The organism is Panacibacter microcysteis (assembly GCF_015831355.1).
GTDB classification, from domain to species: domain Bacteria; phylum Bacteroidota; class Bacteroidia; order Chitinophagales; family Chitinophagaceae; genus Panacibacter; species Panacibacter microcysteis.
Genome location: NZ_JADWYR010000002.1, coordinates 1,455,885 through 1,468,460, shown reverse-complemented (window position 1 = coordinate 1,468,460; position 12,576 = coordinate 1,455,885). Strand labels below are relative to the sequence as shown.

Genomic DNA, 12,576 nt, shown 5'->3' with positions numbered 1-12,576 from the left:
ATGCATAATCTTCGCACCAGCCGAATATTGCTGCTGCCGTACAAGAGTGCGACGCAACAGCAGCTTCATTGAAATACTGGTGCCGGCTACAACATAAAAAATGGTTATACCGGTAAAGAGTGGGCAATCCAAAGCTGGTTTTGTTATTGTATATGTGTATTTCTTTTGGGCGGTATAACAGTTATGCACGGGGTTTTGTGCGTTTATGGTAAACCTGTAGGTTTGTAGGTTATAATATGGCGAATAAATTAAAAAAGAAAACCCCTCCTCCTGCGCCAGATCCTGCCAAGCTGAAAGAAGATAAAGAAGCGAAGGTTACGGTTACAGAGGTGGTAAAAGATGAAAGAACAACAAAAATTGCCGGCGCGGTCAGTTTGCTGGTAGCTATATTCCTGTTTATTGCTTTCACGTCTTATATATTCACATGGAAAGAAGACCAGGATATGGCCCGTCTTGGCGTTGGTATTTTTACAGCAGATGATGTAAAAGTAACTAACCTGCTGGGCGCACTTGGTGCATACATCTCGCACACGTTTATTGCCAATGGCTTTGGCCTGGCCAGTTATCTTTTTTGTACTTTTTTCTTTGTGCTGGGTGTAAACCTCCTGTTCGGTAAAAAAGTATACAGCCTTGCACGCAACCTTCGTTATTTAATACTTGGTTTACTGGTAATAAGTGTGGCGCTTGCATTTCCCACAAAAGGCGCAGAGTTTTCCTGGGGCGGCGCAACGGGTGAAATGATGAGCGACTGGCTGGTAAAAGTTACCGGCAAGGTGGGCACCACGCTTATTCTTGCACTGGCTGTTTTGAGTTATGTGATCTGGCGTTTTAACCCGGTATTTAAAATGCCGCAACGTAAACCCAGGACCATGAAAGCTGCACCACCGCCACCTGCAGAAACCGATGAAGCCGAAGCAGAAGAAATGTTGCCGGTTTATCCTTTTGCAAAAGGAGATCCGGGAGTTTTGGAAACCGGTGATGCCGTTGAAGACAATAACAACAAACTAAAGAATGGTGGTAAGAATATCTCAGTGATAATGCCTAAACAGCAGGCAGTAAACGAAGACCCGATGATTGCCTTCGAGGTAAATGAAAAGGAGATTGCTGAAGATGCGGGTCTTGTAACGGCTATTCCACCTAAAGAGATCAATGATCTGTATGCTGCCGGGTTAATGAAAGAACCTCTTGCCGATGAAGAAGAACCCGCAACCGGAGAACCAGTTGCCGAGCCTGTAACAGTAAAAACACCACGGAAAAATGCTACCCCGCAAGATATGGAACTGGAGATAAAGCAAACGGTTGATGACGAAATTGTTGATACAGAGGCGGAAGCTGATATGGAGGATAATGATGATGCATTTGACAGCGAAGCGGTTGATGATGCCGGTAAAGCAAATGAAGAAGACGAGAAGGTTTATCCCTTTACCAATTTCAAAATACCGGATGGTGATTATGAACCTACACTGGAATTGCGCGATTATAAATTTCCGGCGCTCGATCTGCTGGAAGCACATGGCAGCGAAAAAATTGTACATGACCCGGCTGAACTGGAGGCGAATAAAAACCAGATTATTGCCACACTAAAAAACTACGACATCGCTATTCAGCGTATTGCTGCCACAGTAGGCCCTACAGTTACATTGTACGAGATTGTACCTGCACCTGGTGTGCGCATCAGCCGGATAAAAAACCTGGAAGATGATATTGCACTGAGCCTTGCAGCACTGGGCATTCGTATTATAGCGCCTATACCTGGTAAAGGTACTATTGGTATAGAAGTGCCAAATGTGCGTAAGACAGTAGTAAGCATGAAAACTCTGCTGGCTTCCGACAAATTTCAGCACAACAGTTTTGCGTTGCCGATAGCCATTGGTAAAAAGATCGACAATGAAAATTTTATTGTAGACCTTGCCAGCATGCCGCACCTGCTTATGGCGGGTGCAACCGGGCAGGGTAAGTCTGTTGGTATAAACGCATTGCTTGTATCGCTGCTGTACAAAAAACACCCGTCGCAGCTCAAGTTTGTACTGGTTGATCCCAAGAAAGTGGAGCTGAGTATCTACCGTGTAATTGAAAAACATTTCCTGGCCAAACTGCCCGGCGAGGAAGAATCTATTATTACTGATACAAAGAAAGTAGTGTATACACTCAATGCGCTTTGTATAGAAATGGATAACCGTTACGACTTGCTGAAAGAAGCCGGTTGCCGCAATATAAAGGAATACAATGAAAAATTTGTAAAGCGAAAACTTAACCCGCAGAAAGGTCACCAGTTTTTACCCTTTATCGTGTTGGTGGTAGATGAGTTTGCTGACCTCATCATGACTGCTGGCAAAGAAGTGGAAATGCCTATTGCACGCCTTGCGCAGCTTGCCCGTGCCGTGGGTATACACCTTATTATAGCCACGCAAAGACCTTCTGTAAATATTATTACCGGTACCATCAAGGCCAACTTCCCGGCACGTATTGCTTTTAAAGTTTCATCCAAGATAGACAGCCGTACAATTCTCGATGCCGGCGGTGCAGAGCAACTGATTGGTAAAGGAGATATGCTCGTAAGCTACAATGGCGAGATAACGCGTTTGCAATGCGCTTTTGTAGATACACCCGAAGTAGACCGCGTGGTCGATTTTATCGGCGACCAGCGTGGCTACCCGCAGGCATTCCTGTTGCCGGAGTATGTGGATGAAAAAGAGATGGAAGGCAAAGATTTCGATGTTGCCGACCGCGATCCGCTGTTTGAAGATGCGGCAAGGCTAATCGTTCAAAACCAAATGGGCAGTACCTCTCTTATACAACGCCGCATGAAGCTTGGTTACAACCGTGCAGGCCGCTTAATGGATCAACTGGAAGCAGCGGGTATTGTTGGTAAAAATCTTGGCAGCAAAGCAAGGGATGTTTTGGTACATAGCGAAACAGAACTTGAGGAAATACTTGGTGGTTTCTAACTGCAACATCGTATAGTTAATGCAAAACAAATGTAGGGGCCGGGCAATAGTTATTACGGCATCGTCCCTTGCGTCGCACACTTGTACAGTATAACCTTTTGCAGCTTCGGCGATCAGGAGCTAACACCATATGCTTTATTAAACTTCTCTTTCATGCCGCGTTGTACGGCAGTTATTCTGCTGATCGTTTTCCTGTATTTAAAGATCATCTTTCGCAGATACTTACTAAAAGTTACGCCACCTGCCATAAACAATTTTTTGTGGGCACACCATACCACCAGTATTGTGGTGTAAAAAAACATAAAATACATTTTTTCCACTATCAACCGCTGTACAAAAGATTTATTGCTGAAAAGTATATACAATCTTTCCAGCTGAAAGTCTATATGGTATGCTTCGTCAATCAATATATCTGTACAGATTTGTTTGAGTAACCGGCAGCCTGTTGCATCTTTCAAACACTGGTAAAATACCTGTGCAGTACTTTCTACTGTAATCACGGTAAGGGTCCACAATTCCATGTTGGTATTAAAATACCTGATCTTTCTGAACAGTGTGTCTCCCCAGTTTTTTTGTATTCGGGGTTGTTGAATTAAGTCGAGATAGCGGCCGAGATTGTTGCCATGTTTCTGTTCTTCTTTTATAAAGAGTTTTACTGCTTCAATGTATGCAGGATCGCTGATGCGCCAGGCGTATTTTGTAGCGGCAAATATTAAATGCCTGCCGTCAGAAGTTTCTCCCAGTTGCCAGGCTTGTAATGATGGCAGGATTTCCCGCATTTCTTTGTTGTTTATGGCTGGCTTAAGATTCCAGTCAATGCGTTGCCGCAGTGCATTTGCAGAAAAGTGGTTGATCCATTTGATGGTTGTAGACATGGCTTCTTATTTAATTTAAAAGTACTTTGAATTTCAAAGTAAATTAAAAATAGTTGTACCTTATCTTCAAAAAAGCTAAAATTTAGTGAATACGTTTAATAATGCCATGCTGCCTGCACGCGCAACCAGTTTAAGAGCAGGTACGCAGTTATACCCGGAAGTGCTCCACAGAGATATGCAGTTGAAGAGTGCGACGCAACAGCAGTTCAATTGTTATTCCACTGCCTGGTACATACATTTTACAATTTAATTTTCTTACCTGTTTTTGCAGACTCTCGGGCAGCCTCTAGAATTCTTACCACGATTAGATTGTTTTCCAGGGAAGATAGATCGTTTGCGGGTTTTATGTTGCCATGTAACACATCGGCAAGGTATTGCAGGTTGTCTTTGTATAGATAAGCAGGCACATCGGTTTTATAATAAGCGCCGGTATCTCTCGCTTCAAGCGTGTTGCTGTTTAAAGCATGGAGGTAACCTTTCTCTCCAAATACTTCCATGTCTTTTATACCGTATGGCCAGTTCCAGGAGGGTTCTACGATGCCGGTTGCATCTGCGTATTCAAGCAGTATGGTTGCATCATCATCTACTTTTGGATAAACCGAAGGCTTTATTTGCTTTGTGATAGCGGTAACCGCCAGCGGCGCTTTGCCGTTCATCAGCCAGGTCATCAGATTGGCGCCATAGCAGCCGAAATCTGTAAGTGCACCTCCGCCATTTTTAACAGGGTCCGTAAGCCAGTCAAGGAAATATTTGCTGCAGCCAATTTCTTTGGGCCCCTGGTGGCCATCGTGTACAATCATTTTCCTGATGTTACCGATCTTGTTTTCTTTATTGGTCAGTGTATACGCCTGCTGGTTTGAAGAATACCAGGTTGTTTCATAATTGGTTAATACCTGTATGTTGTATTGTTTGGCAAGTGCATGCATCTTCATAGCATCTTCAACGGTTGTTGCCAGTGGTTTTTCTACCATTACGGAAATACCTTTTGGTGCGCAAACTTCCACAACAGGCAGATGATCGATCGTTGCATTATAAGCAAGCACAGCATCTGGCTTTATATGATCGAGCATTTCTTTTACGGAAGTGTAGAAAATAGAATCAGGTAGTTTATAGCGCTCTTTGTACCGTGCAACCAACGCTTTATCCGGTTCTGCAATACCGAGTAGTATTACTTCGCCGCGCTGGTATTGGCTCATCAAGCCATAAGCGTGATCATGGTTAAGGCCTGCAACACCCACTTTCAGTAACTGCGCAGATGCAGTAAATTTCCCGGTGGCAAGCAGTACACAAACAAGCATCGTATGTAAAATCTTTTTCATAATGGCATATTTCAATAAATATAAGCATGCCTGCGGTGAAAAAAGTTATACCGTGTAAAAGTTATGCGTATAACTTTGTAGATTATTTATCCCTTACAACATTACCTGTCTTACAACTAAGCCTTCATGAAGGATATCCCCGCTATATCAAAAGACAACAGTGAGCAGTTGGAAGCCTTGTTCAATTTTGCTACAATAGGGATTATTGTAACAAATGATAAGGGGGCAATCATCAACTTCAACAGGTTTGCCCAAACACAGTTTGGTTATACAAAAGAAGAACTGCTGGGCAAAACAGTAGAAATCCTGTTGCCGCAATCAGTACATCATGCACATGTGAAATACAGGCATGAATACTACACTCACCCTGAGCCACGTGCAATGGGCCATGGTCGTGATCTTTATGCAAGGAATAAAAATGGCGAGACGTTCCCGGTAGAAGTAAGTCTTAGTCACTATACCATTAACAGGGAAACCTTTGTAATAGCATTTGTAATTGATATTACTGTGCGAAAGAAACATGAGGCTGTAGTGCTTGACCAGAAGAAAGAACTGGAAAGGGTAGCGATGGAGATCAGGAAAATGAACAGTGAGCTTGAACAGAAAGTACAGGACCGTACCAAAATGCTTCGTGAGGCTTTGGTAGACCTTGAGAAATCAAAGGAAGAACTAAATGAGGCGTACGAGAATGAGAAAGAGCTTGGCGAGCTGAAGTCACGGTTTGTAACAATGGCTTCTCATGAATTCAGAACGCCGCTAAGTACGATACTTTCTTCTGCTTACCTGCTGGAGAAATACAACGAAACAACGGGCGATGAAAAAATTACCAAGCACCTGCAGCGTATACGCAATGCAGTAGGAGGAATGAAAAATATACTGGAAGACTTTCTCTCGCTTGGCAAACTGGAAGAAGGCAAAGTGCAGGTGCACATGGAAACGGTGAGCGGTGCAGCGGTGATGGAAGCCATAAGAGGAGTGGTGCAGGAACTGGAAGGATTGCTAAAACCATCTCAGCAAATTGTAGTACGGGGCAATATTCCCGGGAACATCCTGATAGACACACACCTTCTGAAAAATGTACTGGTAAATCTTGCCTCTAATGCCATTAAGTTTACACCCGGCAATGCATTGGTGGAGATTGAAGCAGGTATTGTAAACGAACAATTTTTTACCAGCATAAAAGATAATGGTATTGGTATTTCTGAAGAAGACCAGGAGCATTTGTTTGAAAGATTTTTCCGTGCCAGGAATGCATCTAACATACAGGGAACAGGCCTTGGCCTGCACATTGTAATGAAATACCTGGAGCTGATGAAAGGCAATATAACCCTCCAAAGTAAACTGGAGCAAGGTTCCATATTTACCATCTATATACCCCAAAACGATCAACCGCTTACAACATGAAAAAAATATTGATAATAGAAGATAACCCCGAAGTAAGAGAGAATACTGCGGAAATAGTGGAGCTTTCTAATTACCAGGTTGTAACTGCAGAAAATGGTAAAGTTGGTGTGGAGATAGCACTGAAAGAAAAACCAGATCTCATTGTTTGTGATATCATGATGCCTGTACTTGATGGCTATGGCGTGCTGCACTTATTGAGCAAACACAAAGAAACTGCTGCCATACCTTTTATATTCCTGACTGCTAAATCGGAAAAGGCAGACCTGCGGAAGGGTATGGAGATGGGTGCAGATGATTACATCACCAAACCTTTTGATGGCATAGAATTGCTTAATGCCATTGAAGCGCGGCTAAAAAAAGCAAACCTGCTGCAGGAAAAATATGAGGGTCCTAAGGCTATGCACGATTTCCTGGCGGATGTTGAAAAAAGTGGCAAAGTGCAGCTCGTATCAGACGAGCGGGAAGTAAACAATTACAGCAAAAAACATATTCTTTATAAAGAAGGCCAAAGGCCAAGGGCAGTGTACCACATATTGTCTGGTAAAGTAAAAACGGCCCGCTGCAATGAAGATGGTAAAGAGCTGATAACCGGCATTTACAGCAATGGCGATTTTTTTGGTTATACACCCGTGCTGGAGAACAGCACATATAAAGAAGAGGCGCAGATACTGGAAGACGCACAACTGATGCTTATACCGAGGGAAGATTTCTTACAACTTGTATCAAACGATATTCATATTGCCCAGACCTTTATAAAGATCATTACCAGGAATATTGCAGAGAAAGAAGAAAGTCTTTTAAACCTTGCTTATAATTCTTTACGTAAGAAAGTAGCCTTTGGTCTTATACAGTTGTATGATAAATACCGCCGGGAAAACGAGCACCCGGTACTGAATATTTCCCGTGAGAATATGGCGCAGTCTGTAGGTATTGCCACAGAATCATTAATCAGAACCCTGGGCGATTTTAAAGACGAGCGGCTGATAGATATACAGAGCGGCAAAGTAATTGTGCTTGATGAAAAGAAACTTCGTAACCTGCCTTATTAACCTTCGCTGAACAACCTTACACGGGGTAATGTGCGCATATGCAGTATCGTTGCTGAATAAAGTGCAGAACCCTGCAGTGAGTGACACAACAGGCGATGCGTAAAGCGCTGCAGCCGGTACACAAATAATCATTTAACTGCCGGTGGGCGGCAATGACATTTCGGAACTGATAAATTTTCCAGCATCATTCTGGTCTTCGAGCGTCCAGCTATCGGTTAGGGTAATAGCATTCCATACGTTGCCCGATTTACGGGAAAACTGCACCGTTAGCCCCAGTATGCTTTTTACTTCCTGCTCTATCTGGGCGATGGTTTTTTTATGGCCAATATTTAAAATGGCCGGCATCTGTGATTTGGCCACTTCTTTTACACTTATTTCTGCAATGATTTTTTTGGGCTTTTGCTGCCCGTTTACCGTGCCATTGTGCAATTGCCAGAACTCTATTTTTAAAAAGGGATAATGATCGTTGAATGCTGACTGTATATCAGACAGCAAAGTATTTTCCGTTATCAATATTTCCTTGTGCGAACTAATCATTGTTACATCTTATATGATACTTGCCTGCATAAATACTGTTCAACTTTGAACAAAAATATTTTTATTGAAAGGGATTGGTGTCAACCTGCATCAGCTACTGTTATGATTATGGTCAGCAGTCTTCATATAGCCTTGCTAAACATCTGTTGGCTGGTATGCCGGCTGCGTTGCAGGTGAAGATCGAAAGCGCTGCAAATATTCCTTATAAAATAATGCCCTTGCTGTGTTAATGTGCAGGCATCAGCGTCATAAGTAAGCAACCCGTCATGCTCAAACTCTTCCAGCGCAGGCATGCTGTATTCCTGCAGCAGCGCATATTGCGCCGCTTTAAAGCTGGTACGGCCATGGCAACTGAGATCCCTGATGTTTTGTTTGAAGTCGAGGTCTTCTTCGTTTAAAAAATATCCTTTTCTTACCGGCAGCCTGTTTTCTTCCAGGGCAAGGTAATAGAGGTCGAGCTTTTTTTCATTTTGTGCAAAAGCTGTTCCTGCGTCACTAATGGCAGATACACCCAGGCCAACAAGCATGTTGGTGCTTTGCGTGGTATAGCCCATAAAGTTGCGGTGCAGCTTGCCTTTTATGCGTGCTTTGTACAAATCATCGTGTGGCAGCGAAAAATGATCCATGCCAATATCATAATAACCAGCCTCTGTCAGTAACTGTTTACCGGTAAGGTATAACGCCATTTTTTCGGCAGCGCCGGGCAGGTCATCTTCGTCAAACAGGCGTTGTGCGCGGCTGGTCCAAGGCACATGCGCGTAGCTGTAAAATGCTATGCGGTCAGGCTTTAATTCAATTACCTGTTGTATGGTGCGTGTAATACTCTCAGTGGTTTGCTTCGGTAAGCCATAAATAAGATCGAAGTTTACAGAAGTATAACCAATGTGCCTTGCTGTTGTAATGGCACGTTGCACATTTTCAAAAGGCTGCACCCTGTTTATTACGTGCTGCACCAGCGGGTCGTTATCCTGCACACCAAAGCTAACCCTTCTGAAACCCAGCCTGTACAAGACTTCCAGGTGTTCTTTGGTGGTGTTATTGGGGTGCCCTTCTATACTAAATTCATGTTGTTCGTGTATGGTATTGCCTGCCGTTATTGTGGTAATAATGCGCTCAAGATTTGCCGGTGAAAAAAAAGTAGGCGTACCGCCACCAAGATGAATTTCCCTTATGCAAGGTTTTTCATGCATCAGGGTTTTGTAAAGGCTCCATTCTTTTTCCAGGGCAGGTATATACGTTTCTTCTACTTTGTGGTTGGTGGTTATTTTCTTGTTGCAGCCACAGTAGGTGCAAAGACTTTCGCAAAAAGGCAGGTGAATGTAAATACTTATACCATCATTGTTATCGCGTATAAAATTGTTTGAGAATGTGCCTGCCCATTTCGCTGCATCTATCGTTTCCTCCCAGTAAGGCACTGTAGGGTAGCTTGTGTACCTGGGCAATGGTTTGTTGTATTTCTCAATAAGCGCCGGTAAAACAGCAACACTTTTCATCTTACGAAAATATACATGTGTTTTTCCAAACAACATGACGGTCGTCATGTGCTTATTTTAAATGACTGATCTCCATCATCATTGTTCCTGTGCTGCCGTCATCCGTAGTACATGCACGGCCCGGTAGTTTTGCTGCCATATTTTTTGTGGCCGGGCAGGGAGTTTTTTATGGCATCGTCCCTTGCGTCGCACTCTTGTACTGTATAACATTCTTCGGCTGCCCGGGTTTGCACAGCGTCACTGTTTATGTCTTTACTGTTCAGGTGCAGGCTGCAACCGGTTGCTGAATATGCTGCAGGCACTTACAAACAACTACAATGGATCAACAAACAATACAACAACAAACGGCTTGTTTTCACTGCGGCGAGCAGTGTGATAAGGAACCGGTTATAGCACACGGTAAATCGTTCTGTTGCGAAGGTTGCAAAATGGTTTACGAGATTTTGAACGACAGCGGCCTGTGCGATTACTACACCATCAGCAAAAACCCCGGCGCCAGCCGCAGGGTGGCCGTTAGAAAAGATAAGTTTGGTTTTTTGAATGATGAAAAGATCATGCAGTCGCTGATCTCTTTCCGCGATGCCACGCAAACGCATGTTACGCTGTACCTGCCGCAAATGCACTGCAGCAGTTGCCTGTGGCTGCTCGAAAACCTGCACCGGCTGCAGCCTGCCATACTCAGCAGTAAGGTAAACTTTACAAGAAAAGAGGCAACTGTTGTATTTGATCATCGTAGAGTGACACTGAAAGATGTGGCAGACTTGCTTACGAGTATAGGTTATGAGCCTTATATCAGCTTTAATGATATGAAGAAGACAAAGCCTGTCATCAACAAATCGAAAATTTACAAGCTGGGCGTTGCCGGTTTTTGTTTTGCCAACATCATGCTGTTGAGTTTTCCTGAATACCTGGGCATAAATGCGGCCGAGGAAAATCTTGTGCAGACTTTCCGCTGGCTCAACGTATTATTAAGTTTACCTGTATTCTTTTTCAGCGCGTCAGAATTTTATACCAGTGCATGGAAAAGTTTAAAGCATAAATTTCTAAACATAGATGCGCCGATTGTACTGGCGGTATGGGTCACTTTCGGCAGAAGTTTGTACGAGGTTATTTCGGGCACGGGCAGCGGCTATTTCGACAGTATGACGGGTATTGTTTTCTTTATGCTTATTGGCCGCATACTGCAGGATAAAACCTACGAGCAGCTTAGCTTTGAAAGAGATTATACATCTTACTTTCCTGTCGCTGTTACAAAGATCTTCAACGGCAAGGAATCAACGGTGTCTTTGCCGGATATAAAACTCAATGATACGCTGCTTATACATCATGAAGAGCTGATACCTGCAGATGGTATTTTAACACGCGGCCGTGCATACATCGATTACAGTTTTGTAACAGGCGAGAGTATGCCGGTACGCAAAGAAATGGGAGAGATCGTATATGCAGGTGGTAAGCAAACGGGAAGTAACATAGAAATATTGGTAATAAAAGAAGTGGCACAAAGCTATCTTACCAAACTATGGAACCGGGAAGAATTTCAAAAAGATAAAGCCGGTACGCAGCTTTCTTTTGTACACCTGCTCAGCAGGTATTTCACCTGGATTGTTTTTGCAGTCGCCTCTGTTAGCGCGTTATACTGGTCGGTTATCGACCCGGTTAAAATATGGCCTTCTGTAACCGCTGTATTGATTATTGCCTGCCCATGCGCGTTGCTGCTGAGCAACACATTTACCAACGGTAACATACTGCGTATTTTGGGCCGAAATAAATTTTACCTGCGCAATGCACAGATCATTGAAGAGATAGGTAAAATAGACCAGGTTGTATTCGATAAAACCGGTACCCTGACCACGGGTGCAGGTTCAGATATTATTTTTATTGGAGAACCACTTTCTCTAAAACAGAAAAAAATGGTGGCGGCACTTGCATCGCAGTCCACACATCCTGCAAGTAAAGCTATTGCTGTATTGCTGGGCGGCGGAAGTAAATGTAAGATTGAAGACTTCTCAGAAATTCCGGGTTATGGTGTGGAGGCTTTGGTTGACGGCACAGCAGTTGTTATCGGTTCTCAAAGACTGGTTAGCGGTAAAACGCAGCAGGATGAAAAGACATCGGTATATGTGGCAATCGATCATAAAGTGTCGGGCCGTTTTGTTTTTAAAAATCATTACAGGAATAATATTGGCGAGTTGATCGATAGCCTGAAAGATCATTACGGGCTGGCTGTACTAAGCGGTGATAACGACAGCGAAGCAGCTACGCTTGCAAATATGTTTGGTGAACATGCACAGCTTTACTTTCAGCAAAAGCCGGAAGATAAATTACAGCGGATAAAACAACTACAGCAACAGGGTAAAAAAGTAATGATGCTGGGTGATGGTTTGAACGACGCCGGTGCATTGAAGCAGGCAGATGTTGGTATTGCTGTAAGTGATGCAAGTAACAATTTTACACCTGCAAGTGATGCAATTGTTGATGCCGCTGCATTACCGAAGCTGCAACAGTTTATAAAGTTGTGCATCATCAACAAAAGAATTGTGCTGTCCAGTTTTATTGTCTCAATATTATATAATATAGTTGGTATCTTTTTCGCAGTGCAGGGCACACTATCCCCAATGATTGCCGCTATTCTTATGCCTGCAAGCAGTCTTAGTATATTGCTGATAACGTTCGGTTCCAGTTCTTTCGTGGCGTGGAAAATGAAGCTGCTCAAATAATACATACTCACTGTATACATCAACAGCAGGTGTGCATAGATACGACTATGCATAACATGTTGCGAAAAACACCACAGGCTTTTGCCGGAACCACCTGCTCATCTATTTGCTTCAGTACAAGAGTGCGACGCAAGGGACGATGCCATGAAATACTGCAGCCCGGGCCACAACTATTACTGCGCTGTGCATTGGAGCAGCATTAAATAAAAGCATGCGACATAAGAATATATACCT

The 12,576-nt window shown here is 43.4% G+C and carries 8 protein-coding genes; 4 read left to right on the top strand and 4 right to left on the bottom strand.

Annotated features, from left to right (window positions below):
- Positions 1 to 236: 236 nt before the first annotated feature.
- Positions 237 to 2,948: a DNA translocase FtsK gene (locus I5907_RS18005; protein ID WP_196992187.1), complete on the top strand. Its 2,712-nt coding sequence runs from the start codon at positions 237 to 239 to the stop codon at positions 2,946 to 2,948.
- A gap of 113 nt (positions 2,949 to 3,061) precedes the next feature.
- Here I5907_RS18005 and I5907_RS18000 read toward each other — a convergent pair whose 3' ends face one another.
- Complete coding sequence (locus tag I5907_RS18000; protein ID WP_196992186.1) at positions 3,062 to 3,823, bottom strand: ferritin-like domain-containing protein; 762 nt, start codon at positions 3,821 to 3,823, stop codon at positions 3,062 to 3,064.
- A gap of 239 nt (positions 3,824 to 4,062) precedes the next feature.
- Entirely contained in the window at positions 4,063 to 5,142 is a 1,080-nt protein-coding gene (locus tag I5907_RS17995) for a Gfo/Idh/MocA family protein (RefSeq protein ID WP_196992185.1), read from the bottom strand.
- Positions 5,143 to 5,268: 126 nt separating this feature from the next.
- Here I5907_RS17995 and I5907_RS17990 point away from each other — a divergent pair, with 126 nt between their 5' ends.
- Positions 5,269 to 6,546, top strand: coding sequence for a PAS domain-containing sensor histidine kinase (locus tag I5907_RS17990; RefSeq protein ID WP_196992184.1), 1,278 nt, complete (start codon positions 5,269 to 5,271; stop codon positions 6,544 to 6,546).
- Positions 6,543 to 7,595: a response regulator gene (locus I5907_RS17985; protein ID WP_196992183.1), complete on the top strand. Its 1,053-nt coding sequence runs from the start codon at positions 6,543 to 6,545 to the stop codon at positions 7,593 to 7,595. Before I5907_RS17990 ends, I5907_RS17985 begins: the two co-directional genes overlap by 4 nt.
- A gap of 132 nt (positions 7,596 to 7,727) precedes the next feature.
- On the opposite strand, the gene I5907_RS17980 is transcribed toward I5907_RS17985, so the two are convergent.
- Together I5907_RS17980 and hemN are read right to left on the bottom strand one after the other, a co-directional pair.
- Entirely contained in the window at positions 7,728 to 8,132 is a 405-nt protein-coding gene (locus I5907_RS17980) for a hypothetical protein (protein ID WP_196992182.1), read from the bottom strand.
- A gap of 122 nt (positions 8,133 to 8,254) precedes the next feature.
- A complete protein-coding gene (gene hemN, locus I5907_RS17975) occupies positions 8,255 to 9,673 on the bottom strand; it encodes an oxygen-independent coproporphyrinogen III oxidase (protein ID WP_231402155.1) in 1,419 nt (472 codons plus the stop codon).
- Between the two features lie 269 nt (positions 9,674 to 9,942).
- Here hemN and I5907_RS17970 point away from each other — a divergent pair, with 269 nt between their 5' ends.
- Positions 9,943 to 12,342 (top strand): heavy metal translocating P-type ATPase, encoded by a 2,400-nt coding sequence (locus tag I5907_RS17970; protein ID WP_196992181.1) that lies wholly within the window; start codon positions 9,943 to 9,945, stop codon positions 12,340 to 12,342.
- The last annotated feature ends 234 nt before the right edge of the window (positions 12,343 to 12,576 follow it).